The sequence below is a fragment of the Pseudomonas sp. NBRC 111138 genome (genome assembly GCF_001320835.1).
GTDB classification, from domain to species: Bacteria; Pseudomonadota; Gammaproteobacteria; order Pseudomonadales; family Pseudomonadaceae; genus Aquipseudomonas; species Aquipseudomonas paracarnis.
In genome coordinates this window covers 91,414-116,952 of the sequence record NZ_BCBO01000080.1, presented here as the reverse complement: position 1 = coordinate 116,952, position 25,539 = coordinate 91,414, and the positions used below count along the sequence as shown (strand labels likewise).

20 protein-coding genes are annotated in these 25,539 nt (G+C 60.6%); 13 read left to right on the top strand and 7 right to left on the bottom strand.

The features are described 5' to 3' along the window. The first annotated feature begins 50 nt into the window (after nucleotides 1-50). Entirely contained in the window at nucleotides 51-296 is a 246-nt protein-coding gene (gene tusA, locus APH41_RS15410) for a sulfurtransferase TusA (RefSeq protein WP_054919964.1), read from the top strand. Here the strand turns inward: tusA and APH41_RS15405 are convergent. Then, nucleotides 293-1,687 carry an MATE family efflux transporter gene (locus APH41_RS15405; protein WP_014717502.1) on the bottom strand — a complete coding sequence of 465 codons (1,395 nt, stop codon included), beginning with the start codon at nucleotides 1,685-1,687 and terminating at the stop codon, nucleotides 293-295. The genes tusA and APH41_RS15405 overlap by 4 nt on opposite strands. A 250-nt stretch (nucleotides 1,688-1,937) precedes the next feature. Between APH41_RS15405 and pdxB the strand changes: the two genes are divergently transcribed. Then, entirely contained in the window at nucleotides 1,938-3,080 is a 1,143-nt protein-coding gene (gene pdxB, locus APH41_RS15400; RefSeq protein WP_054919962.1) for a 4-phosphoerythronate dehydrogenase PdxB, read from the top strand. Nucleotides 3,081-3,234: 154 nt separating this feature from the next. Here pdxB and APH41_RS29065 read toward each other — a convergent pair whose 3' ends face one another. Continuing rightward, nucleotides 3,235-3,408, bottom strand: a complete 174-nt coding sequence (locus APH41_RS29065; protein WP_014717504.1) for a PA1571 family protein — start codon at nucleotides 3,406-3,408, stop codon at nucleotides 3,235-3,237. A gap of 214 nt (nucleotides 3,409-3,622) precedes the next feature. On the opposite strand from APH41_RS29065, the gene APH41_RS15390 reads away from it, so the two are divergent. After that, a complete protein-coding gene (locus tag APH41_RS15390; protein WP_164919347.1) occupies nucleotides 3,623-5,449 on the top strand; it encodes an ABC transporter ATP-binding protein/permease in 1,827 nt (608 codons plus the stop codon). A 65-nt stretch (nucleotides 5,450-5,514) separates the two neighbouring features. Here the strand turns inward: APH41_RS15390 and APH41_RS15385 are convergent, their stop codons facing one another. Continuing rightward, on the bottom strand, nucleotides 5,515-7,443 hold the full coding sequence (locus tag APH41_RS15385) for a transglycosylase SLT domain-containing protein (protein ID WP_054919957.1): 1,929 nt from the start codon (nucleotides 7,441-7,443) through the stop codon (nucleotides 5,515-5,517). Between the two features lie 213 nt (nucleotides 7,444-7,656). Between APH41_RS15385 and APH41_RS15380 the strand changes: the two genes are divergently transcribed. Then, nucleotides 7,657-9,579, top strand: a complete 1,923-nt coding sequence (locus APH41_RS15380; RefSeq protein ID WP_034126642.1) for an ATP-binding cassette domain-containing protein — start codon at nucleotides 7,657-7,659, stop codon at nucleotides 9,577-9,579. A 182-nt stretch (nucleotides 9,580-9,761) separates the two neighbouring features. On the opposite strand, the gene APH41_RS15375 is transcribed toward APH41_RS15380, so the two are convergent. Next, nucleotides 9,762-10,202: a universal stress protein gene (locus tag APH41_RS15375; protein WP_034126643.1), complete on the bottom strand. Its 441-nt coding sequence runs from the start codon at nucleotides 10,200-10,202 to the stop codon at nucleotides 9,762-9,764. A 105-nt stretch (nucleotides 10,203-10,307) separates the two neighbouring features. Here APH41_RS15375 and APH41_RS15370 point away from each other — a divergent pair, with 105 nt between their 5' ends. The 7 genes from APH41_RS15370 (at nucleotide 10,308) to APH41_RS15340 (ending at nucleotide 19,496) form a co-directional block, all read left to right on the top strand. Then, nucleotides 10,308-10,745, top strand: coding sequence for a hypothetical protein (locus APH41_RS15370; protein WP_034126644.1), 438 nt, complete (start codon nucleotides 10,308-10,310; stop codon nucleotides 10,743-10,745). A 558-nt stretch (nucleotides 10,746-11,303) separates the two neighbouring features. Next, complete coding sequence (gene fadB / locus APH41_RS15365) at nucleotides 11,304-13,451, top strand: fatty acid oxidation complex subunit alpha FadB (protein WP_003189649.1); 2,148 nt, start codon at nucleotides 11,304-11,306, stop codon at nucleotides 13,449-13,451. A gap of 29 nt (nucleotides 13,452-13,480) precedes the next feature. Then, on the top strand, nucleotides 13,481-14,656 hold the full coding sequence (gene fadA, locus APH41_RS15360; protein WP_003189650.1) for an acetyl-CoA C-acyltransferase FadA: 1,176 nt from the start codon (nucleotides 13,481-13,483) through the stop codon (nucleotides 14,654-14,656). Nucleotides 14,657-14,754: 98 nt separating this feature from the next. After that, entirely contained in the window at nucleotides 14,755-14,991 is a 237-nt protein-coding gene (locus tag APH41_RS15355) for a DUF1653 domain-containing protein (RefSeq protein WP_003189651.1), read from the top strand. A gap of 114 nt (nucleotides 14,992-15,105) precedes the next feature. Beyond that, nucleotides 15,106-17,727 carry a type I DNA topoisomerase gene (topA, locus tag APH41_RS15350; protein ID WP_003189652.1) on the top strand — a complete coding sequence of 874 codons (2,622 nt, stop codon included), beginning with the start codon at nucleotides 15,106-15,108 and terminating at the stop codon, nucleotides 17,725-17,727. A gap of 219 nt (nucleotides 17,728-17,946) precedes the next feature. Then, complete coding sequence (locus APH41_RS15345; RefSeq protein WP_054898792.1) at nucleotides 17,947-18,468, top strand: DUF6586 family protein; 522 nt, start codon at nucleotides 17,947-17,949, stop codon at nucleotides 18,466-18,468. 794 nt (nucleotides 18,469-19,262) lie between these two features. Further along, nucleotides 19,263-19,496: a hypothetical protein gene (locus APH41_RS15340; RefSeq protein ID WP_003189656.1), complete on the top strand. Its 234-nt coding sequence runs from the start codon at nucleotides 19,263-19,265 to the stop codon at nucleotides 19,494-19,496. A 37-nt stretch (nucleotides 19,497-19,533) separates the two neighbouring features. On the opposite strand, the gene sulA is transcribed toward APH41_RS15340, so the two are convergent. Then, nucleotides 19,534-20,007 carry an SOS-induced cell division inhibitor SulA gene (gene sulA / locus APH41_RS15335; protein WP_054919954.1) on the bottom strand — a complete coding sequence of 158 codons (474 nt, stop codon included), beginning with the start codon at nucleotides 20,005-20,007 and terminating at the stop codon, nucleotides 19,534-19,536. Nucleotides 20,008-20,017: 10 nt separating this feature from the next. Beyond that, a complete protein-coding gene (gene lexA, locus APH41_RS15330) occupies nucleotides 20,018-20,626 on the bottom strand; it encodes a transcriptional repressor LexA (protein WP_003172575.1) in 609 nt (202 codons plus the stop codon). Nucleotides 20,627-20,889: 263 nt separating this feature from the next. Here lexA and APH41_RS15325 point away from each other — a divergent pair, with 263 nt between their 5' ends. Both APH41_RS15325 and nagZ read left to right on the top strand, forming a co-directional pair. After that, a complete protein-coding gene (locus APH41_RS15325; protein WP_034126647.1) occupies nucleotides 20,890-21,597 on the top strand; it encodes a TetR/AcrR family transcriptional regulator in 708 nt (235 codons plus the stop codon). 135 nt (nucleotides 21,598-21,732) lie between these two features. After that, nucleotides 21,733-22,743, top strand: coding sequence for a beta-N-acetylhexosaminidase (gene nagZ / locus APH41_RS15320; RefSeq protein WP_019818244.1), 1,011 nt, complete (start codon nucleotides 21,733-21,735; stop codon nucleotides 22,741-22,743). A 101-nt stretch (nucleotides 22,744-22,844) separates the two neighbouring features. On the opposite strand, the gene APH41_RS15315 is transcribed toward nagZ, so the two are convergent. Then, on the bottom strand, nucleotides 22,845-25,535 hold the full coding sequence (locus APH41_RS15315; RefSeq protein ID WP_054919952.1) for a DEAD/DEAH box helicase: 2,691 nt from the start codon (nucleotides 25,533-25,535) through the stop codon (nucleotides 22,845-22,847). Between the last annotated feature and the right edge of the window lie 4 nt (nucleotides 25,536-25,539).

The following is a 25,539-nucleotide window of genomic DNA, read 5'->3' as shown; positions in this document are numbered from 1 at the left end:
GGCAAGCCCGCTCCCACATTGTTGAGCGGTGCCAGTTTTAGGAGTGAAGTATGAGTCTTGAACAGCCGGTTGACGGCACCCTCGACGCCACCGGCCTCAACTGCCCGGAACCCGTGATGATGCTGCACCAGCACATCCGCGACCTGCCGGCGGGCGGCCTGCTCAAGGTCATCGCGACCGACCCGTCGACCCGTCGCGATATCCCCAAGTTCTGCGTGTTTCTCGACCACGAACTGGTGCGTCAGCAGGAAGATGCTGGCACCTACCTGTACTGGATCCGCAAGAAAGCCGATTAAGCCTGCGCCTTTTCGGCCCGAATGCGTCGGCGTGCACTGCGCGCCAGGCGCACCACCAACATCCCCGCCGCACAGCTCAAGCCCACGATCAGCCCTTGCCATAAACCGCTCGGGCCGCTGGGCTCGCCGAGCCAGTTTGTCAGGCCCAGGGCGTAACCTACCGGCAGGCCCACGCCCCAATAGGCGAACAAGGTCAGCACCATGGTCACCCGGGTGTCCTGGTAGCCGCGCAATGCGCCGGCGGCGGTGACCTGGATCGAGTCAGAGAACTGGAACAGCGCCGAGAACACGATCAACATCGACGCCAGGTGGATCACCACCGGGTCGGGGGTGTAGATCGCTGCAATTTGCTCGCGAAACAACAGCATCAAGCTGCAGGAAAAGCAGGCATACGCCAGTGCGGTGCCCATGCCGACGCCGGCGGCGAAGCGTGCTTCCCGAGGTTCGCCGCGCCCCAGCGCCTGGCCGACGCGCACGGTGACGGCCATGCTCAGGGAGTAAGGGATCATGAACACCAAGGAGCTGACGTTCAGCGCGATCTGGTGACCGGAGACCACCGTGGCGCCCAGGCTGCCGATCAACAAGGCGATCACCGCAAAAATACTCGATTCGGCAAAGATCGCCACGCCTATCGGCAGGCCAATGCCCAACACGCGCTTGATCACCGCCCACTGCGGCCAGTCGAAGCGCTTGAACAACTCACTGCTTTGATAGGCCGCGCCCCAGCGCGTCCAGATGGCCAGGCCGATCATCATCACCCACATCGCAATCGCGGTAGCCCAGCCACAACCCACGCCGCCCATGGCCGGTACGCCCAAGTGGCCGTAGATGAAGATGTAGTTCAGCGGAATATTCAGCGCCAAGCCGCACAAGCCCATGACCATGCTCGGCCGTGTGCGGCCCAGGCCGTCACTGAAACAGCGAAACACGTAGTACAACGCCACCGCCGGCATACCGGCGGCGATGCCGTGCAGGTAGCCCATGGACGGCTCGATCAAGTCGGGTTCGACCTTCATCGCATGCAGGATCGGCTCGGCGCATAGCAACAACAGCGCCCCTGCGATGCCAACCACGACGGCCAGCCACAATGACTGACGCACCAAGGGCCCGATCTCGCTGAACTGGCCCGCACCGTAGCGCTGGGCGACTTTCGGCGTGGTGGCAAGCAGAGTGCCGGTCATCAACAGGTACACCGGGATCCAGATCGAATTACCCAGGCCCACCGCCGCCAGGTCCTGCGGGCTCACGCGCCCGGCCATCACCGCGTCGACGAAGCTCATCGCGGTGGTGGCCAGTTGGCCGATCATGATCGGCAAGGCCAGCGTCAGCAGGCCGCGCACTTCCCGGCTGATGCGGGCGGGGCGGGAGAGGGTAGCGGTGGCAGTGTTCACGTACAGGTGTCCAATAAAAAGGCAGTCGCAAGGACGGCGGATTCTACGCGTTGACGCAGCGGTCAGGAAAAAACCTGTGTTAGGGATTTGTAAGCGATGCGCCCGGGCCAGCGCTGATCCCTGTGGGAGCTGGCTTGCCTGCGATGCAGGCACCTCGGTACATCAGGCAAACCGGGTCGATGCAATCACAGGCAAGCCAGCTCCCACACAGGATCTTCTGTACACTGCCAATCCGCCAAAGGAGCCTGCCATGCTGATTGTTGCCGACGAAAATATCCCGCTGATCGATGCATTCTTCGAAGGGTTTGGCGAGATTCGCCGCGTGCCCGGCCGTTCCATCGACCGCGCCACCGTCGAGCAGGCCGATGTACTGCTGGTGCGCTCGGTGACCAACGTCAACCGTGCCTTGCTTGAGGGCAGTAACGTGCGCTTTGTCGGCACCTGCACCATCGGCACCGACCACCTGGACCTCGACTACTTCAAGCAAGCGGGTATCCAGTGGTCCAGCGCGCCCGGCTGCAATGCGCGTGGGGTGGTGGACTACGTGCTTGGCAGCTTGCAGACCCTGGCTGAAATCGAAGGCGCTGACCTCAAGCAGCGTACCTACGGCATCGTCGGCGCGGGTGAAGTCGGCGGGCGCTTGGTCAAGGTGCTCCAGGGCCTGGGTTGGAATGTGTTGGTGTGCGATCCGCCGCGCCAGATTACCGAGGGCAGTGATTACGTCAGCCTGCAGCAGATCATCGAGCAATGTGACGTGATCAGCTTGCATACGCCGCTGATCAAGTCCGGCAACGGTTCGACCTGGCACCTGTTTGATCGCCAGCGCCTGGCACAGCTCAAGCCGGGCACCTGGCTGATCAACGCCAGCCGGGGTGCGGTGGTGGATAACGCCGCGCTGCGCGAGGTGTTGCTGGCGCGCGAAGACCTGCAAGCGGTGCTGGACGTGTGGGAAGGCGAGCCCGAGGTGGACGTCGACCTGGCTGACCTGTGCGTGCTGGCCACGCCGCATATTGCCGGCTACAGCCTCGATGGCAAGCAGCGCGGCACCGCGCAGATTTACCAGGCGCTGTGCGCGCACCTGGGCCAGGAACCGAGTATTCACTTAAGTGATTTGCTACCGGCCCCCTGGCTGGCCGAGATGCACCTGCATCCTGAGACTGACCCGGCCTGGGCGCTGGCGACCTTGTGCCGCAGTGTGTACGACCCACGCCGTGACGACGCGGATTTCCGCCGCAGCCTGGTGGGCACCGTGCAGGAACAGCGCCAAGCCTTCGACCTGCTGCGCAAGCACTATCCGGAGCGTCGCGAGATCGATGGCTTGAAGGTGCGCATCAAGGGGGAGTCGGCGGTGCTGTCACAGATCGTGACTGCTCTGGGTGCCGAACACCTATAACTGTAGGAGCGAGCTTGCTCGCGAAAAACGTCAACGATAGCGCAGCGTTTCTGATTTAACGCGGCGCCCTCAGGTTTTTCGCGAGCAAGCTCGCTCCTACAGGGGGCACAAAAAACCCGGCCACTTGGGCCGGGTTTGAAAGAGCGTGGGCGCTTCAGCCTTGCTGGGCAGGCTTGACCAGTCGCTGTTCCAGCTCGCTGCAGGCTTGCTGGATCATTTCTTCGGTAATCTGCACTTCCCGGCCCTTGGCATCGATATACGAGCAAGGCAGCTGCTGCGGCTGGCGGATCACTTCAATCTTGGCGTCGCTGCTATTTTGCAAGGTCATGGCCTGTCTCCTCATCAGGTTGTGTACCTACTTTAATTCCCCCACATGAACGCGCTGTTACAACTCCTTACACGCTCGTCGGTTCGAACACCCAGTCCACCAGAAACCGGTACATATTTCCAGATGAGTCTTAGACCGATAGCCTCTAGCGGCCTGCATCGGTGGGCATAATTAACCTGACTCATTGTTATTTGTGCAAGTTCCCCCAATGTTGATGTATAGACTCTCCATTGGTGATCCTTCCATGTTCTCAATCCGTCAACGCCGTGCGATTCGCCTGGCCAGCCGCTTTATCGCGCCCTACCGCTGGCAGGCGCTTGGCGCACTGTTGGCGCTGATCGTCACCGCTGGCATCACCTTGTCCATGGGGCAGGGCATACGCCTGTTGGTGGACCAGGGCTTCATGACCCAGTCGCCGCATCTGCTCAACCAGTCTATAGGCCTGTTCATGCTGCTGGTGCTCGGCCTGGCCGTGGGCACCTTCACGCGGTTTTACCTGGTGTCGTGGATTGGCGAGCGGGTGGTGGCCGATATTCGCCGGCAGGTGTTCAATCACCTGATCTACCTGCACCCAGGCTTCTACGAGAACAACCGCAGCTCGGAAATCCAGTCGCGGCTGACCACCGACACCACCTTGCTGCAATCGGTGATCGGCTCATCACTGTCGCTGTTTTTGCGCAACGCCCTGATGGTGATCGGCGGCATCGTGTTGCTGTTTATCACTAACCCCAAGCTCACCAGCATCGTGGTGGTGGCGTTGCCGCTGGTGCTGGCGCCGATTCTGATCTTCGGGCGCAGGGTGCGCAGCCTGTCGCGTTTGAGCCAGGACCGTATCGCGGACGTCGGCAGCTATGTCGCCGAAACGCTGGGCCAGATCAAGACCGTGCAGGCCTATAACCATCAGGTGCAGGACGAACAGCGCTTCGCCGTTACCGTCGAGGACGCCTTTGTCACGGCACGTAAACGCATCTTGCAGCGTTCCTGGCTGATCACCCTGGTGATCATGCTGGTGCTCGGCGCGGTAGGCGTGATGCTGTGGGTGGGCGGCATGGACGTGATCAGCGGACGCATTTCCGGCGGTGAGCTGGCGGCGTTCGTGTTCTACAGCCTGATTGTCGGCAGCGCCGTCGGCACCCTGAGCGAAGTGCTTGGCGAGTTGCAGCGTGCCTTTGGTGCAGCCGAGCGTATCGGTGAGCTGTTGCAGTCAGGCAACGAGATCCAGGCGCCGACCACAGGCGGCGTACGTTTGCCGGAACGCGTCAGTGGCCGCATGGAACTGCAGGACCTACGCTTTTCCTATCCTTCGCGACCGGACAGCTACGCCATCGACGGCTTGAACCTGACCATCAACCCGGGCGAAACCCTGGCGTTGGTAGGGCCGTCCGGTGCGGGCAAGTCGACGATTTTCGATCTGCTGCTGCGCTTCTACGACCCCCAGCAAGGCCGCATCCTGCTCGAAGGCCAGCCGCTGACCGAGCTTGACCCGTTAGACCTGCGGCGCCATTTCGCTCTGGTGTCCCAGAGCCCGGCTTTGTTCTTCGGCAGCGTCGAGGACAACATCCGCTACGGCAACCCGTCCGCCACCACCGCCCAGGTGGAAGCCGCCGCCCGAATCGCCCACGCCCACGACTTCATCCTGAAAATGCCCGACGGCTACCAGACCCACTTAGGTGAAAGTGGCCAGGGCCTTTCCGGCGGCCAGCGCCAACGCCTGGCCATCGCTCGCGCCTTGCTGGTCGACGCGCCGATCCTGCTGCTGGACGAAGCCACCAGCGCCCTCGACGCCCAGAGTGAACACCTTATCCAGCAAGCGCTGCCGCAGCTGATGCAGGGGCGCACCACGCTGGTGATCGCCCACCGTTTGGCCACGGTGAAGAATGCCGACCGCATTGCGGTGATGGACCAGGGAAAGCTGGTGGCGGTGGGCACGCATCAGCAGTTGATTGCGAGCAATCCGCTGTATGCGCGGTTGGCGGCGTTGCAGTTCAGTGCGGACCCTGTGAGAGGGGGCTTGCCCCCGATAGCGGCGGATCAGCAATAGACGTGTGACTGACAGCCTGCAATCGGGGGCAAGCCCCCTCCCACATTAGAAGCAGGTTCAGAGCCTTATTGGTCGTCGAAGTACCGCTCATGCCAATCCACCAACGGCTGCGGTGAGTTGAGCTTCTGCCCGTAGATCACCGAATAAGACAGCACGTTCTGCACATACTGGCGGGTTTCGTCGAAGGGGATGCTTTCCACCCACACGTCGAAACTCAGGTGGTCTGCGCCGCGCAGCCATTGGCGCACGCGGCCTGGGCCGGCGTTGTAGGCAGCGGAGGCGAGCACGCGGTTGCCGTTGAACTGGCTGTGCACCTGGCTCAGGTAAGCAGCGCCGAGCTGGATGTTTTTATCCGGGTCCAGCACCTGGGCCGGGGAGGCCAGGGGGATGCTGAACTTGCGTGCGGTTTCCTTGGCGGTGCCGGGCATCAGTTGCATCAGGCCGCTGGCGCCGACGCCGGAGCGGGCATCGTCCATGAACGCGCTTTCCTGGCGGGTGATGGCAAAGATCCAGCTGGAGTGCAGGCCGCGTACCTTGGCTTCGCGCACCAGGGTGTCGCGGTGGGCCATCGGGAAGCGGATGTCCAGGTCGTCCCAGTACTGCGCCTGGCTGATGGTGCGGATGGCCGGAAAGTACCACTTCATGTCGTAGGCCAACTTGGCCTGGGCGACCATCTCGTCACGGTTGAAATGACGGCTGACGTGGTACCACTCGCGGCGACCGTCGACGATCTGGCCACGGGCGTAGAACTCCAGGGCACGCCGCACCCCAGGGGTATTGCGCACCTTGTTGACCAGCGCCTGGCTCATCACCAGCGGCTTGTTGTTCAACTGGTAAGGGGCTTTGGAGCGGTCAGCGGCGAGGAAACCGTAGAAGTCCCGCTCCTTGGCCACGTTTTTGTACAGCACCAAAGCCTGCGGGTTTTTCGGCTCGGCCAGCTCCAGGCTGCGTGCCTGCCAGTAGCGCCAACGGTTGGTGGTGGCCAGGTCCTGTGGGAGTTTGCGGGTCAACTGGTAGGCGTCTTCCCAACGCGCAAGGCGCAACAGCAGGCGCAGGCGCCACTCGGAAACCGTATTGTCGCGCAACTCGGGGTCGTACTTGGTCATGACCTCCAGCGCACGCGGGTCGAAGCGCTTGGCCAGGGTCAAGCCGATCTCGCGGGCAATCGACACCTTTTCGTCACGGGAGAAGTGCATGCTGCTGGCGTAGCCATCGAGCAGCGACATGGCTTTGTCCGGATCCTGGCGCGCCAGGCGACGCAGGCCCAGGCCCACGGCGTCAGACATGGCCTCGGTGGCCGGCTGGAAGCGTGACGGGTCGCTGAGCATGTCCGGCTTTTGCGCCACATCCACCATCAGGCGGCCCTGGGCGCCAAGGGTCGGCAGGGTTTTCACCAGGCTGTTGGCCAGTGCGTAGTTACGCGCTTCGGCGGCGAGCTTGGCGCGGTCCCAGATCTTCTGCTCGGTGAGTTGGCCGGCAGCGGCCCATTGGCCAAACGTGACGTCACAGGCGGCTGGCTGGGATTTGCCGGTCATCCACAGTTTTTCGGCGGTCTTGTAGCCTTCGGCCTTCAGGTTGTGGCTGAGCTGGTATTGGCCATGCAGGCAGTCCAGCTCGACGAAATTGAGCTTGGTGTCGTAGTACTTTTCAAAAGTCTGCCAATCGCCGCGTTCGGCCAGCCAGCGCAGCCAACGCAGTTTCATCCAGTTGGCCTGGGGCAGGTCGCCGTGTTTGGCGAGGAATTGTTCGATTTCCTCGTTACTTGCGGTTTTCAGGCGCGCGGTCAACTCGTCATAGGCCAGATAGGGCGTGAGCGGGTAGTCGGCCAGGGCCTGGCTGTATTGCATGTAAGGGCCGGTGTCGCCCTTGGCCAGGGCGCGTTTGGCTTGATCGTAATACTGGCGTTGAGTGGTGAGATCCACCGCCTGGGCGGATTGAACGGCAGTGGCGGAAAGAAGCAGACAAGACAAAAAGTTGAAAAGGCGACTGCGCATGAGACGTCCGTGCAGAGAAATCACGACTAGCACCGGCACCGCCGACACTGATTGCCCCTAGCTTAGCCTTTTGCCAGCGGCCCGCGAAAGCTTTGCCGGCTGGTTCGTTCAAGTTCGCCGGAAATGTCCTACAGAACGTGTCTATACAGAAAATCCCGACCGCATCCCACCTTCAACTCAGGTAGAATGCGCGCCCAGTTTTTGGAGAAGCGTATGACCCTGCTCAAATTCAGCGATGTGTCCCTTGCTTTCGGCGCCATGCCGTTGTTGGACAAGGTGTCCTGGCAGATCGCCCGTGGTGAGCGGGTGTGCATCATCGGCCGCAACGGCACCGGCAAGTCCAGCATGATGAAGCTGGTAAAAGGCGACCAGAAGCCCGATGACGGCTCTGTCTGGCGTGCCCCGGGCCTCAAGATCGGCGAATTGCCGCAAGAATTGCCGGTGGCCGACGGACGGACAGTGTTCGACGTGGTAGCCGAAGGCCTGGACGGCGTAGGCGAGTTGCTCGCGCAATACCATCACCTGGCACAGAACTGCGTCACCGAAGAAGACCTGGACAAACTGATGCACGTCCAGCAAGACCTCGAAGCCCGTGATGGCTGGCGCTTGCAGCAACTGGTGGACAGCACCCTGAGCCGCCTGCAACTGCCGGCCGACAAGACCCTCGCCGAATTGTCCGGCGGCTGGCGTCGTCGCGTGCTGCTGGCCCAGGCCCTGGTGTCCGAGCCGGACCTGCTGCTGCTCGACGAACCGACCAACCACCTGGACATCGGCGCCATCGCCTGGCTTGAAGAAGCCATCAAGGACTTCCAGGGCGCCGTGCTGTTTATCACGCACGACCGTGCATTCCTGCAGAGCCTGGCCACGCGCATCCTCGAGCTGGACCGTGGCGGCCTGATCGACTGGAACGGCGACTACGCCAGCTTCCTGGTGCACAAGGAAGCCGCCCTGGCGGCTGAAGAAACCGCCAACGCGCTGTTCGACAAGAAGCTGGCCCAGGAAGAAGTCTGGATCCGCCAGGGCATCAAGGCCCGTCGCACCCGTAACGAAGGCCGCGTGCGTGCCTTGAAAGCCTTGCGCGTCGAGCGCAGTGAGCGCCGCGAGCGTACCGGCAAGGCCAATATCCAGCTCGATACTGCCGACAAGTCGGGCAAGCAAGTGATGGTGCTGGAGAACGTCAGCTTCCATCACCCGGACGGCCCGTTCCTGATCAAGGACTTCTCCATGGTCCTGCAGCGTGGCGATCGTATCGGCCTGCTGGGCGCCAACGGTACCGGCAAGACCACCTTGCTCAAGCTGATGCTCAGCGGTCTGCAACCGACCAGCGGCAAGGTAGAAGAGGGCACTCGCATCGACGTGGCCTACTTTGACCAGTTGCGCCACCAGTTGGACCTGGAAAAGACCGTGATCGACAACGTCGCCGAAGGTCGCGACTTTATCGACATCGACGGCCAGAGCCGCCACGTACTCAGCTACCTGGGCGACTTCCTGTTCAGCCCGCAACGTGCGCGCACGCCGGTCAAGGCTCTGTCTGGTGGTGAGCGCGCGCGCCTGCTGCTGGCCAAGCTGTTCAGCAAGCCGGCCAACCTGCTGGTGCTCGACGAACCGACCAACGACCTCGACGTGGAAACCCTGGAACTGTTGGAAGAGGTCTTGCTGACCTTCAACGGCACCGTGCTGATGGTCAGTCACGACCGGGAATTCCTCGACAACGTGGTCACCAGCACCCTGGTTTTCGAAGGCGAAGGCAAGGTGCGCGAATACGTGGGCGGTTATCAGGACTGGCTGCGTCAGGGCGGCTCGCCGCGCCTGCTGGGCGTGACCGAGAGCAAGTCGGGCAAGGCCGACCTGAACACGGCGGTGGTGGCGCCGGTCGCTGCCGAAACGCCTGCACCGGCTGCTGAAGCTGCGCCTGCCAAGAAAAAGCTCAGCTACAAGTTGCAGCGTGAACTGGAAGCCTTGCCAGGCGATATCGATGCCAAGGAACAGCAGATCGCTGCGGTCGAAGCGGAAATGGCTGACGCCGGCTTCTACCTGCGCCCTGCGGCAGAAACCGCCAAGGTCATCGCCTCTCTGGAGACGCTGAACCAGGAGCTGGAAGCGTTGGTTGAGCGTTGGGCCGAGCTGGATGCCTGACTGATCGACCCGCAATAAAAAAGCCCGGCGCTCTTCTATGAGCGCCGGGCTTTTTAATATGAAATGCGATTCAACTGTGGGAGCTGGCTTGCCTGCGATAGCAGTCTGTCAGTTGATGCATCGGGTGGCTGATACACCGCTATCGCAGGCAAGCCAGCTCCCACATTAGACCTTCATCGGTCTTACGAACTCTTTACCAGTTTGACGGCCAGTACATCGCACGGTGCGCCGTGCAATACATCATTGGCGGTCGAGCCCAGCAGCAGTGCCAAACCGTGTCGCCCATGACTACCCACTACGATCAGGTCACAACCCTGTTCTTTGGCCAAGTGGTGGATTTCCTGGCGCGGTTGGCCGTAGGTAAGATGGGAATTTTCCTTGCTGACCTTGGGATACTTGAGAATCAAGCGGTCAAGGCGCTCCTTGGCCTGGTCGAACTGTTGCTGCTGCAGTTGGGAAAGGTCCATTGGCACGTCACCACCAAAGGCCATAGCCATGGGCTCGACGATGTGTACCAACGACAGTTTGGCGCCATTGGCAATCGCGGATTCCTGTGCGCGCTTGATCACTGGATCGCACTCTTCGGTCAGGTCGACAGCGACCAGAATATGTTCGTAGGGCATGAGGCGTTCCTCCAGGGGGCTGCAATAAGTTCAGTATGGCTGCTTTCAAGCGGATGGGGTTGCCGCAGATCAAATCCGCTCATCTAGAAATTCGGGAGTACACATATGACGGTCTGGATAGTGGTGTCAATCCTTGCGGTGGTTTTAAGCCCCCTGGTATGGCTGCGCCCTTCGCGCCAGCAGAGTGGGCGCATGGCCCTGCGCATGGAGGCACGCCGCATCGGGCTGGCCATGCAGTTGGCGCCCCAGGAGTGGCCGCACTGGCTCAAACAGGAGCCGCCGAGCCCGTGCGCGCAGTATTGCCGGCCACGACGCGGCAACGCGCCCGCAACCTGGAGCTACTGGCAGCTGGAGCCCGGGCTGTGGGTCAATCAGTGGCGTGAACCCTGTGTGGATGAGAAGTTGTTGCCGCATTTTGCAACGCTGCCGGCAAACGTCTACAAGGTCGAGGCCGACAAACAAATGATTGCCCTGTATTGGGGCGAAAAGGGCGAAGCAAGTGTGCTGAAAGACATCGATGCGCTGCTCAAGGCCCTGGCCTGACCCACACCTGTAGGAGCGAGCTTGCTCGCGAAAATCGCCAACGATAACGCGGATGATCAGGCTATACGCGGCGCTCTCCAGGTTTTCGCGAGCAAGCTCGCTCCTACAGAAAAGCCCGGCCAATAAAAAGCCCGACATCATCATCGGGCTGGAGCTGGCCAGGCAGGCCGGTAAATCTGTAGGTTGCCGCTAGCCTAGCCGTGTATTGCGTTCTGTACAGCTTTTTCCCACACCTTTTCTATTATTGATCCTGTGAATATTTGAATATTGGCGGGTGGCCAGCCTGTGGGCCGGGTTCTGAAATGACCGGAAAGTCGCGTTTTTCCTAGCCTTTGGAGCGATTGACAATTGCTCGGAATTGGATGAAGGTGGCGTACCCAAATCAAACGGGCGTATGAATTGAGCGTTTGCCTGTCAGACGACTCATACAAAACCCGACTATCGCACTGGCGGGTGTGCCTGGCGGATTGGCGTGAGCATTGATTCAACTGTCAATGTCAAACCAGAGACCAGCGTCCAGTGTGTACTGTTCAGCTTCCATATCGTGGAGATCAGTTGATGATTTACGAAGGTAAAGCCATCACGGTTAAGGCTCTTGAAAGTGGCATCGTCGAACTCAAATTCGACCTCAAGGGTGAGTCCGTCAACAAGTTCAACCGTCTAACCCTGAACGAACTGCGTCAGGCCGTAGACACCATCAAAGCAGATGCTTCGGTCAAGGGCGTGATCGTCTCCAGCGGCAAGGACGTGTTTATCGTCGGCGCTGACATCACCGAATTCGTCGACAACTTCAAGCTGCCCGATGCCGAGCTGGTGGCTGGCAACCTCGAAGCCAACAAGATCTTCAGCGATTTCGAAGACCTCAACGTGCCGACCGTTGCTGCCATCAATGGCATCGCGTTGGGCGGCGGCCTGGAAATGTGCTTGGCGGCAGACTTCCGCGTGATGTCTGCGACGGCCAAGATCGGCCTGCCGGAAGTCAAGCTGGGCATCTACCCAGGCTTTGGCGGTACCGTGCGCCTGCCGCGCCTGATCGGTGCCGACAACGCGATCGAATGGATCGCCGCCGGCAAGGAAAACAAAGCTGAAGATGCACTGAAAGTCGGTGCTGTCGACGCTGTGGTTGCCCCGGACAAATTGGCCGAAGCCGCGCTGAACCTGATCAAGGGCGCCATCAGCGGCGAATTTGACTACAAGGCCAAGCGTCAGCCGAAGCTGGAAAAACTCAAGCTCAACGCCATCGAACAGATGATGTCGTTCGAAACCGCCAAAGGTTTCGTGGCCGGCCAGGCCGGCCCGAACTACCCGGCGCCGGTGGAAGCGATCAAGACCATCCAGAAGGCCGCGAACTTCGGTCGCGACAAAGCCCTGGAAGTGGAAGCGGCAGGCTTCGTCAAACTGGCGAAAACCTCGGCGGCCCAGAGCCTGATCGGCCTGTTCCTGAACGATCAGGAACTGAAGAAAAAGGCCAAGGCCTACGACGAAATCGCCAAGGACGTGAAACAGGCCGCCGTACTCGGCGCCGGTATCATGGGCGGCGGTATCGCCTATCAGTCGGCGTCCAAAGGCACGCCGATCCTGATGAAAGACATCAACGAACACGGTATCGAGCAGGGCCTGGCCGAAGCCGCCAAGCTGCTGGTGGGCCGCGTTGATAAAGGTCGCATGACCGCTGCAAAAATGGCTGAAGTGCTTAACGGCATTCGCCCTACGCTGTCCTACGGCGATTTCGGCCACGTCGACCTGGTGGTCGAAGCGGTTGTCGAAAACCCGAAGGTCAAGCAAGCCGTACTGGCTGAAGTGGAAGCCCAGGTCAAAGATGACACCATCCTGGCCTCCAACACCTCGACCATTTCCATCTCGCTGCTGGCCAAGGCCCTCAAGCGTCCGGAAAACTTCGTCGGCATGCACTTCTTCAACCCGGTGCACATGATGCCGCTGGTGGAAGTAATCCGTGGCGAGAAGTCCAGCGAGCTGGCCGTTGCCACCACCGTTGCCTACGCCAAGAAAATGGGCAAGAACCCGATCGTGGTCAATGACTGCCCGGGCTTTTTGGTCAACCGCGTGCTGTTCCCGTACTTCGGCGGTTTCGCCAAGTTGGTCAGCGCCGGTGTGGATTTTGTGCGCATCGACAAGGTCATGGAAAAATTTGGCTGGCCCATGGGCCCGGCGTACCTGATGGACGTGGTCGGCATCGACACCGGCCACCACGGTCGCGACGTCATGGCTGAAGGCTTCCCGGACCGCATGAAAGACGACCGTCGTTCGGCTGTCGATGCACTCTACGAAGCCAAGCGCCTGGGCCAGAAGAACGGCAAGGGCTTCTACGCCTACGAGACCGACAAGAAGGGCAAGCAGAAGAAAGTGGCCGACCCGTCGGTGCACGAAGTACTCGCTCCGGTCATCTACGAACAGCGTGAGGTGTCCGACGAGGACATCATCAACTGGATGATGATCGCCCTGTGCCTGGAAACCGTGCGTTGCCTGGAAGACGGCATCGTCGAAACCGCCGCCGAAGCCGATATGGGCCTGGTGTACGGCATTGGTTTCCCTCCATTCCGTGGTGGTGCGCTGCGTTACATCGACTCCATCGGTGTGGCCCAGTTCGTTGCCCTGGCTGATCAGTACGCTGATCTGGGCCCGCTGTACCACCCGACCGCGAAGCTGCGTGAAATGGCCAAGAATGGCCAGAGCTTCTTCGGTTAAGTGCCCAGACGACTAGAGCGAGAATATTTATGAGCTTGAATCCAAGAGACGTCGTGATCGTCGACTTCGGTCGTACGCCGATGGGCCGCTCCAAGGGCGGCATGCACCGCAACACCCGCGCCGAAGACATGTCGGCGCACCTGATCAGCAAAGTGCTGGAGCGCAACACCAAGGTCGACCCGAACGAAGTCGAGGACGTGATCTGGGGCTGCGTCAACCAGACCCTGGAGCAGGGCTGGAACATCGCGCGCATGGCGTCGTTGATGACCCAGATCCCGCACACCGCGGCCGGCCAGACCGTCAGCCGTCTGTGTGGTTCGTCGATGAGCGCGCTGCACACCGCTGCGCAAGCGATCATGACCGGCAACGGCGATGTATTCGTGGTCGGCGGCGTGGAGCACATGGGCCACGTCAGCATGATGCACGGCGTCGATCCTAACCCGCACATGTCCCTCTACGCGGCGAAAGCCTCGGGCATGATGGGCCTTACCGCGGAAATGCTCGGCAAAATGCACGGCATCACCCGTGAAGCCCAGGACGCCTTCGGCCTGCGCTCCCACCAGCTCGCCCACAAGGCGACTGTGGAAGGCAAGTTCAAGGATGAAATCATCCCGATGAACGGCTACGACGAGAATGGCTTCCTGAAACTGTTCGACTACGACGAAACCATTCGTCCGGACACTACCCTGGAAAGCCTGGCGGCCCTCAAGCCAGCCTTCAATCCAAAGGGCGGCACCGTGACAGCCGGTACTTCCTCGCAAATCACCGATGGTGCTTCGTGCATGATCGTGATGTCGGCACAGCGTGCCCAGGACCTGGGTATCCAGCCGCTGGCGGTGATTCGTTCGATGGCAGTGGCGGGTGTGGATCCGGCGATCATGGGCTATGGTCCAGTACCGGCCACACAAAAAGCCTTGAAGCGCGCAGGCCTTTCCATCTCCGATATCGACTTCTTCGAGCTCAACGAAGCTTTCGCCGCACAGGCCCTGCCAGTGCTGAAAGATTTGAAAGTACTCGACAAGATGAACGAGAAGGTTAACCTGCACGGCGGTGCGATTGCCCTGGGCCACCCATTCGGTTGCTCCGGTGCACGTATCTCTGGCACTTTGCTTAACGTGATGAAGCAAAATGGCGGCAACCTTGGGGTTGCAACCATGTGCATTGGTCTCGGCCAAGGCATCTCTACCGTCTTCGAACGCGTCTAAACGTTCGGTTGACGGAAGCCGGGGCCCAGTGCCCCGGTTTTTGTTTTTTGGAACTTTTAAATATTTTTTTTCAACAAATTTTGCATGAGGGCCAGAGCATGAAAGTCGAACCAGGGCTCTACCAGCATTACAAGGGGCCGCAGTACCGTGTTTTCAGCGTGGCGCGCCACTCTGAAACCGAAGAAGAAGTGGTGTTTTACCAAGCGCTGTATGGCGAATACGGCTTTTGGGTGCGCCCTTTGAGCATGTTCCTGGAGACCGTCGAAGTTGACGGCGAGCAGGTCCCGCGCTTTGCTTTGGTCACGGCCGAACCCAGTCTTTTTACAGGGCAATAACGGCAGGTCGCGCAGAATGCTGCGCTTGACCTCATCCGGTTGCCACTATATATAGCGTTGCCGCGTCAGGCGCCAACTGCCTTTCACTTCTCGAATTCAGGAATTTTCCGATCCATGGGCAAATCGCTGGTCATTGTGGAATCCCCGGCTAAGGCCAAGACCATCAACAAGTACTTGGGCAACGAGTACGTGGTGAAGTCGAGTATCGGCCATATCCGAGACCTGCCCACCAGCGGTTCGGCTAGCGCCAGCAAGGAGCCTGCCGCCAAGCGCGGCAAGGCCGCCGCGGGCGAGGGTCCGGTACTCACGCCTAAAGAAAAAGCGCGCAAGCAACTGGTTTCGCGCATGGGTGTGGACCCGGACCATGGCTGGAAGGCCAAGTACGAAATCCTTCCGGGCAAGGAAAAGGTCATCGAAGAGCTGCGCCGGCTCGCCAAAGATGCTGACACCATCTATCTCGCGACGGACTTGGACCGCGAAGGGGAAGCCATTGCCTGGCACCTGCGCGAAGCCATCGGCGGTGATGACAGCCGCTACAAGCGCGTGGTGTTCAACGAAATCACCAAGAAAGCCATTCAGGAAGCCTTCTCCAAGCCGGGCGAGCTGGACATCGACCGTGTCAACGCCCAGCAGGCCCGTCGCTTCCTCGACCGCGTCGTCGGCTACATGGTCTCGCCACTGCTGTGGGCGAAGATCGCTCGTGGCCTGTCCGCCGGCCGTGTGCAATCGGTTGCGGTGAAGCTGGTGGTGGAACGTGAGCGCGAGATCCGTGCGTTCATTCCTGAAGAATACTGGGAAGTCCACGCCGACCTCGGCACTGCCAAGGGCGCCAATGTGCGCTTTGAAGTGGCCCGTGAGAAAGGCGAGGCCTTCAAACCGCTGAACGAAGCCCAGGCCATGGCCGCGCTGGAGAAGCTCAAGGCTTCCAGCTACAGCATCGTCAAGCGTGAAGACAAACCGACCAGCAGCAAGCCGTCGGCGCCGTTCATCACCTCCACCCTGCAACAGGCCGCGAGCAACCGCCTGGGCTTCGGGGTGAAGAAGACCATGATGATGGCCCAGCGTCTGTATGAGGCTGGCTACATCACCTATATGCGTACGGACTCCACCAACCTCTCGCAAGACGCGGTGGCGATGGCGCGTACCTATATTGAAAGCGAATTCGGCAAGACCTACCTGCCGGAGAAGCCGAACGTCTACAGCAGCAAGGAAGGCGCACAAGAGGCTCACGAAGCGATTCGTCCTTCTGACGCCAACACCACGCCTGCCAAGCTGAGCGGCATGGAGCGCGACGCTGAGCGCCTCTACGAGCTGATCTGGCGCCAGTTCCTGGCTTGCCAGATGCTGCCGGCGCAATACCTGTCTACTACCGTCAGCGTGGGCGCGGGCGATTTCGAGTTGCGTGCCAAGGGCCGTATCCTCAAGTTCGACGGCTACACCCGTGTGATGCCGCAGATCGCCAAGCCTGGCGATGATGATGTGCTGCCGGACATGGCCCAGGGCGACACGCTGAAGCTGATCAAGCTCGACCCGTCCCAGCACTTCACCAAGCCACCGGCGCGTTATTCCGAAGCCAGCCTGGTGAAAGAGATGGAGAAGCGCGGTATCGGTCGTCCGTCGACCTACGCGGCGATCATCTCCACCATCCAGGACCGTGGCTACGTTGCGTTGCACAACCGTCGTTTCTATTCGGAAAAGATGGGTGACATCGTGACCGAGCGTCTGTCGGAGAGCTTCTCCAACCTGATGGACTACGGCTTCACTGCCGGCATGGAAGAGAACCTCGATGACGTGGCCCAGGGCGAACGCGACTGGAAAAACGTGCTGGACGAGTTCTACGGCGACTTCAAGAAAAAACTCGAAGTGGCTGAGAACCCTGAAAACGGTATGCGCGCCAACCAGCCGGTGATGACGGATATTCCGTGTACCACCTGCGGTCGCCCCATGCAGATCCGTACCGCCTCCACTGGCGTGTTCCTCGGTTGCTCGGGCTACAGCCTGCCGCCCAAAGAGCGCTGCAAGGCGACCGTCAACCTGGTGCCGGGCGATGAAATCGCGGCTGACGACGAGGGTGAGTCCGAGTCGCTGGTACTGCGTGGCAAGCACCGTTGCCCAATCTGCAGCACGGCGATGGACGCCTACCTGCTGGACGAGAAGCACAAGCTGCATATTTGTGGTAACAACCCGGATTGCAACGGCTACGAGATCGAAGAGGGCACCTATCGCATCAAGGGCTATGAAGGCCCGAGCCTGGAATGCGACAAGTGCGGCAGCGAGATGCAGCTCAAGACTGGCCGTTTCGGCAAGTTCTTCGGGTGCACCAACCCAACCTGCAAGAACACCCGCAAACTGCTGAAAAGCGGTGATGCGGCGCCGCCGAAGATGGACCCGGTGAAAATGCCCGAGCTCAAGTGCGAGAAGGTCAACGACACCTACATCCTGCGTGACGGCGCTTCGGGGCTGTTCCTGGCTGCGAGCCAGTTCCCGAAAAACCGCGAGACCCGTGCGCCACTGGTGATGGAGATCGTGCCGCACAAGGACGAGATCGATCCGAAGTACCACTTCCTGTGTGAAGCGCCGAAGAAGGACCCGGATGGTCGTCCAGCCGTGATCCGCTACAGCCGCAAGACCAAGGAGCAGTACGTGCAGACCGAAGTGGACGGCAAGCCTACTGGCTGGAAAGCGTTCTACGACGGCGGCAAGTGGAAGGTCGAGGACAAGCGCCAGGGCGCTTGATCCGCTAGTCTGTTAACGCCAAAAGCCGTCTGTATAGACGGCTTTTGCTTACTGTAGGATTGAGTTTGTTGTGGCGAGCAAGCTTGCTTGCGCTGGGGTGCGAAGCGCCCCCAATAGCTGGCGACTGCTACGCAGTCGAGCGGGAGCAAGCTCCCTCGCCACAGCAAGCTCGCTCCTACGCAGTCAGCATCACGCCTATTCGTTGTGGAGATTGCCGTCATGGCCAACGAACTCTATACCCGTACCAATCAGAAAATTTACTTCGCGGGTTTATCCCTGGAGGCCCTTGGCCGTGCCGAGGAAGGGAAAGAGATGAACGCCATCGCGCTGGTACAGGCGGGGCGCGAAGCGGCGTTGTTCCACCTGTACGGTGCCTTGCTGGGGCTGTGCCATGAAATCGCCGGGTTCTACCGCCTACCCCAGGCCGGTGCGCCGCGTGCAGAAATGATCATGAATCGTGAAGTGCTGGACGCCATGGCGATCCCCGAGTTGGCCGAACTGGTGGAAATGGCCCAGAGCCCCGACAGTTGGGTGGCGCGGCTGCTCAAAGCACATGCGGATATGTTTCAGCCGCCGCGTATTCCCCATGTGCCCAAGGGGGATGTCACCCAGCCGCTGATCGTCGCCGTGGCCTTGGAACAGGATGAGCCCAAGCCTTTGAGCCGCGAAGAGTTGGAAGGCTGGCGCCAGGAGTTGAAGAAGATGGCGCTGCGCTTTCGTGAAGGGCTCAACGAGTGTTGAAGGAGTAAATGAGGGGGCTGGCTGCGCAGCGACGCTGAACCTGTGGCGATGGAGCTTGCTCCCGCGACGGCCGGACGGCCGACGCTTATCTACCTGACGCCCTAGGATCCAAATGTGGGAGCTGGCTTGCCTGCGATGGCGGCCTGCCAGGCGACACCTATCTACCTGATTCCCTGCGATCAAACTGTGGGAGCTGGCTTGCCTGCGATGGCGGCCTGACAGGCGACCCTGTTATACCGAGTACATATCCATTCCTGCGGTAACGGCCACTTAGGGTTCCGCCTGACGTGGGGTCACTTTCGAAAAGCGCGAAAGTAACCAAAGCGCTCTTGCCCCACCACTCGGCACCTCGCTTAGGCTCGGTGTGCCCGAACACAGCCTTGAATCCGTGGGCCGCCGCCACGCGCCATCCATGGCGCGGGGCGGCTAACCCGGCGTCCTGCCGGGTTACCCACGAATTCAAGCCTGCGTACGGCCAGCGTGGTTTAACGGGGCGTCTAAAGCCAGATCAAGATCACAAGCAGATCAAGATCAAGAGCGGCTCGCTTCGCATCGTGGTTACCGTTGGCTGCTACAGCTTGCAAAGTTCTGTGATGCCCATGCTGAGATAGAGGCGAGTCAGAAAAGCCCTGAGATAACTGACCCACCGCCATCGCAGGCAAGCCAGCTCCCACATTGATTAGCGTTTTGCCAGGGCACCATTCATCAAGCCGTCAACAAACCTGTCCATATCTCCTGCGAGGCTGGGTGGATGACTGATATAATCCCAGGCCTTTCGTGGAGAACAGACTTTTATGCCAACGTCCTTTCTGGAAATTGTTGAACTGCCTGACGGCCGAATCGAACTGCGCCGGGCGGAGGACGAGGGTTCTCTGGTTATTCTGGATTTCTCCGAAGACGCCAAAGTCTTCCTGCAAGGCCAGCACGTCGAAGTGGCTAAAGCCATGTTGAGCGTGGGTGTGCAGATGGCAGGTCGCCTTGCCGAAGGCGAGCCGGAGAAAGAAGAAGGGCCGCGCGTTCTTCACTGAGTCCTTCGTGAAGGCTGCTTCTGTGGCGCGCCCATCATTACCCCAATCGAATATTCAAACTCTGTGCATCACCCGTGCGCGCAGCGCTGATCAGTTGCTGCTTGGCGCTGGCATTCAGCGGGTTCAACCAGCTCACCACCGTATGGCTACGGCCCAGGCGCAAGGCTTCGCAGGTTAGTTGCTGGGCGCTTTGTGCGCCGCGTGGTTGCAGCAACAGGATACGCTCGCGGTTGAGTCCGGCGTCCCGCAGCCAGGCCTGGGTGAGGCTGGCGGGCGGGGCGATCAAGGTCAGCCAGCGGGCGTCCTGATCTTCGCTCAATTCGCGCAGGATAGGTGCCAGCAGGTTCAGGCAGCTCTCAGCCGCACCGCGCAACGACAATTCACTGAACGCCTCAGGTTCGCCGCCCCAGGGGGCTTCGACCGTTTCCTTGAGGATTGGCGCAAGGGGCTGGGCCATGAAGGCCTCGAACAGCGACAGTTGTGTGTGTTGTGGGGTGCGCACGAGCTGCATGATGCCTCCTTTAACGGCGAATGACGCCGACACTCAAGCCTTCGATCACCAGGTCCTGGTCTTTCAGGTTGACTTCGATCGGGGCAAACTCAGGGTTTTCGGCCAGGAGCCAGACCTTGCTGCCTTCGCGCTTGAAGCGTTTGACCGTGACCTCGTCGCCGATACGGGCAACGACGATCTGGCCATTGCGGGCTTCGCGGGTGGTATGCACGGCCAGCAGGTCACCGTCGAAGATGCCCACGTCCTTCATGCTCATGCCGTGCACACGCAACAGGTAGTCGGCACGCGGATGGAAGAAGGTCGGGTTGATGTTGCAGGATTCCTCGACGTGCTGCTGCGCCAGGATCGGCGCACCTGCGGCGACGCGACCGATGATCGGCAATGTCGACTCGTCTGCCTTGGCTTCGAAGCCAGGGATGCGAATACCCCGCGAAGCACCGGGGGTCATCTCGATCGCACCTTTGCGAGCGAGTGCCTTGAGGTGTTCCTCGGCGGCGTTCGGGGACTTGAACCCCAATTCCAGGGCAATCTCCGCACGGGTAGGCGGGTAACCATTGTCATCAAGGCAGCGCTTGATAAAAGCCAGAATCTCAGCTTGGCGTGGCGTCAGTTTTAGCATGTTGATCGCTCTGTCTTTTTATACAGTGACTGGGATTATATACAGTGAACTGCGCTTGGCAATCATCCTTTTTGGCGGCTCCGCTGGACGGTCATCCGTCAGCCGTCCTACAGAGCAGAAGCGGCGCTGCCTACAGAGCTGCGAGGATATGATTAAATAGCGGTGAAACAGATGACCGACCAGCCGCAAAGCGGACCCGCAGGCTTGACAAGACACACTCTGAAACGTATGTTTCAAACAAGTGTTTGTCAGGCGGAGTAGCCATGGCCCAGTCGGAAACCGTTGAACGCATTCTCGATGCTGCCGAGCAATTGTTCGCGGAAAAAGGATTTGCTGAAACTTCATTGCGTCTGATCACCAGCAAGGCTGGGGTCAACCTGGCCGCCGTGAATTACCACTTCGGCTCGAAAAAGGCTCTGATCCAGGCGGTGTTCTCACGCTTTCTGGGCCCGTTCTGCGCAAGCCTCGACCGTGAGCTGGAACGCCGCCAGGCCAAGGCCGATCACAAGCCCAGCCTGGAAGAGCTGCTGGAAATCCTCGTGGAGCAAGCGTTGGTCGTGCAGCCCCGTAGCGGCAACGATTTATCGATCTTCATGCGCCTGCTTGGCCTGGCGTTCAGCCAGAGCCAGGGCCACTTGCGCCGTTATCTGGAAGACATGTACGGCAAGGTGTTCCGCCGCTATATGCTGCTGGTCAACGAAGCGGCGCCGCGTATTCCGCCTATCGAACTGTTCTGGCGTGTGCATTTCATGCTCGGTGCCGCAGCTTTCAGCATGTCGGGTATCAAGGCGTTGCGGGCAATTGCCGAGACCGATTTCGGTGTGAACACGTCCATCGAGCAAGTCATGCGCCTGATGGTGCCGTTCCTTGCCGCTGGCATGCGCGCCGAAACCGGCGTCACCGACCCGGCCATGGCCACCGCCCAGTTGCGCCCGCGCAGTAAAACCGTACCGGTCGCCGCCAAGGTTTGATCGCTGCGGGTGGGCGCGGTCGCTTGCATCCGCTAAGCTAGCCGCCATGCCGATTTCAGCTATTTATTCACAACCCGTCGTCCTTGCCCTGCCTGGTAGGGACCACGGGTTGTGTGCGTTATTTAAGGAAGGTTTATGACTGCTGCCCTGCAAGGTTCTTTGATGGTCGACGTCGCCGGTACCTGGCTCACGGCCGAGGATCGTCATCTGTTGCGCCAACCGGAAGTGGGCGGCCTGATCATTTTTGCGCGCAATATCGAGCACCCGCGTCAGGTTCGCGAATTGAGCGCAGCCATTCGCGCAGTGCGCCCGGACCTGCTGCTGGCTGTGGATCAGGAAGGCGGCCGCGTACAGCGTCTGCGCCAAGGCTTCGTGCGCCTGCCGGCCATGCGTGCGCTGGCGGATAACCCCAACGCTGAATACCTGGCTGAGCAGTGCGGCTGGATCATGGCCACCGAGGTGCTGGCGGTGGGCCTGGACCTGAGTTTTGCCCCCGTGCTGGACCTCGACTACCAACGCAGCGCCGTGGTCGGTACCCGTGCTTTCGAAGGCGACCCCGAGCGCGCTGCCGTGCTCGCGGGTGCCTTTATCCGTGGCATGAACAGCGCCGGCATGGCCGCCACCGGCAAGCACTTCCCTGGCCATGGTTGGGCCGAGGCCGATTCCCACGTCGCCATTCCCAATGACGAGCGCAGCCTGGAGCAGATTCGCGCCAACGACCTGGTGCCTTTCGCACGCCTGAGCAAGCAATTAGCCGCCGTGATGCCGGCGCACGTCATCTACCCGCAGGTCGATGCCCAGCCTGCTGGTTTTTCGCGTCGCTGGTTGCAGGACATCCTGCGCGGTGAGTTGCAGTTCGACGGGGTGATCTTCAGCGATGACCTGTCCATGGCCGGGGCCCATGTGGTCGGCGATGCGGCCAGTCGTATCGAAGCGGCGCTGACCGCCGGTTGTGACATGGGCTTGGTGTGCAATGACCGTGCGGCGGCCGAGCTGGCGCTCAGTGCAGCACAGCGGATGAAGGTCACGCCATCGGCGCGGATTGCGCGTATGCGTGGGCAGGCGGTTGCGTCGACTGATTACAAACAGGATCCGCGTTGGCTGACAGCGCTTACTGCGTTGCGCGATGCGCAGTTGATCGACTGAAAACCGAAGCGCGGCCATCGCAGGCAAGCCAGCTCCCACATTTTGATTTGTGAATACAGTCAGGTGTGGGAGCGGGCTTGCTCGCGAAGGCGGCCGAACAGTCAGCGCTTCTCTTGCTTGTTGGGCAACGGCGCAAACAACGCTTCAATCTCGTCATTGCCCAACTGCCAATCCCCCGTGGTTCGCCCATCCAGCACGCCCGCAGCCAGATCGGACTTCTCCTTCTGCAAATGCTGGATTTTCTCCTCCACTGTGCCCCGGGCAATCATCTTGTACACGAACACCGGCTTTTCCTGCCCGATGCGGTACGCACGGTCGGTGGCCTGGTTTTCCGTGGCCGGGTTCCACCAGGGGTCATAGTGGATAACCGTATCGGCTTCGGTCAGGTTCAAGCCGACGCCGCCGGCCTTCAGGCTGATCAAAAAGATCTGCAGCTTGCCGCTCTGGAAATCCTTCACTGGTGTACGTCGATCCCGGGTCTGGCCGGTCAGCAGGGCATAGGCAATGCCGCGCTTTTTCAGTTCGGCCTCGATCAGGCTCAGCATCGAGGTGAACTGTGAGAACAGCAGGATCCGGCGGCCTTCGGCAAACAGCTCGTCGAGCATGTCCATCAGGCTGTCGAGCTTGCCCGAGCTGCTGCCACGCGCGGGCAGGGTGGCGTCGTTGACAAGGCGCAGGTCACAGCATACCTGGCGCAGTTTGAGCAGGGCTTCGAGGATGATGATCTGGCTGCGAGCCACGCCCTTGCGGGTGATCTCGTCGCGGACCTTTTTATCCATGGCCAGGCGCATGGTTTCGTACACGTCGCGCTGGGCCTCGTTGAGGTCGACCCAGTGGATGATTTCGGTCTTGGGTGGCAGTTCGGTTGCCACTTGTTCCTTGGTGCGGCGTAGCAGGAAGGGTTTGATCCGACCGTTTAGGTGCTGCAATCGCACCTCGCTGGCACGTTTTTCAATCGGCACGCGGTAATCACGGTTGAAGCTCTTCACGTCGCCCAGCCAACCCGGCAACAGGAAGTGGAACAGCGACCACAGTTCGCCCAAGTGGTTTTCCAAAGGCGTGCCGCTCAGGCACAGGCGCTGGCGGGCATTCAGCTCGCGTGCGGCCTGGGCCGCCTTGCTGGACGGGTTCTTGATGTACTGCGCTTCATCGAGGATCAAGACGTGCAAGGGCAGGGCGGCGAGCTGTTCAATGTCCTTGGGCAGCAGGGCGTAGGTGGTCAGCAACAGGTCGTAGTCATTCAGGTTGGCGAAATGTTTCTTACGTCCTGCGCCATAAAGTGCCTGCACTCTCAGCTGCGGGGTGAAGTGCGCCGCCTCATCGAGCCAATTCGGAATCAGGCTGGTAGGCATCACGACCATGCACGGCCGATCAAGGCGCCCTGCGTTTTTTTCGGTGAGGATGTGCGCCAGGGTCTGCAAGGTTTTGCCCAGGCCCATGTCATCCGCGAGTATCCCACCCACCTCCAGTTGGCGCAGCGACTGCATCCAGCTCAGACCTTCCAGCTGGTAGGGGCGCAAGGTCGCATTCAGACCTTCGGGCGCCACGCAGGTGAAATCCTTGATATCGCGCAGACGCTGGGCGAAGTTGCGGATCTTCTCGCCGCCTTCCCATTGCAGAGGCAGGTCTTCCAGCGGGTTGAGGCGTATGGCGTCGGCCTTGGCCAAGCGCAGCGCGGTGGTGCCGGCTTCCTGCAGGTAAAACTCGCCGAGGGTTGCCAGCACCGGCTTCAAGCGGCCGTAGGGCAGCGCCACTTGCAGCGGGCCGTGGCCGTTGGGCAGGCCGGGGATGTTCACCAGGATCAGCTCTTCATCGCGGCGCCGCGCCAGTTTCTCCGGGTTGAGGATCTCGGTATGAGAGCGCATCAGGTTCAGCAGGATCGGCAGCAGGCTCAAGCGTTCGCCGTTGACGATGATGCCCAGCTCCAGGTCGAACCAATCGCGTTCCGGCCCTTCATCGACCGTGGCATACCAGTCATCGACGGGGCTGAGGTCAAAGCCGAAGTCTTCATCGATCTGCAGCTCCCAACCCTCGGCACGCAAAGTGGGCGACACATTGAGGGTGAAGTTCAGCCAGGCACTGTCATTGACCATCTCGAACAGCTCGCCGGCACTTTCCGGCAGGGCCTTGCTCTGGCGCGTGGCGATCTTGAAGCCAAGCAGGCGCAGGTGTTCGCGATAGGCCTGCTCTTGCTCGGGTTGCCGCTTGATCCGCAGGCTCTGCGTCTCCTGGCGCACAATGATGTCGGCATTTTTTTGCCCGCTGACATAGTTGCCCAGGTAGTTGAACGACAGCGCCGCACGGTGCTGGATATAGCGCTGCATCTTGCCGTTGCGCGGCTCGAACGCGCTGAATTCCACGCTGGCCAGCCACAGGCGTGGCACCGGCTGCACTTCGTCCATCACCACCTGCGGCAGGACAACGCGGTTATCGAGCACGGCCTGGAGTTTTTCCAGCAGTTGCGCATCCTGGGCCGCTGCCGGGTAGGCCAGGGTTTCCTGAACCTTGAGCAGCACCGCCGCGATGTGTTTGCAGTTGGTGTGCACCGGGCACGTGCAGCGGCTGTCCACCAGGATCAGCAGGCCCTTGGCCGATTCGCGCAGTGAGATGGTCTGGCGGTAAACATTACCGCCCGAGCCTTCGCAACTGGCGGTGATGGTGCTGTCGCCGCACTCGACGATGCGCACGCGGTTCTCCAGGGCGTAGCGTCGCCCGCGCTCGAGGCTTTGCTCTTTGAAGCGATTGGCCCACGAAGGGGCCAGGGGTTTGGTCAACGACGACGTCAGGGGCATGGCG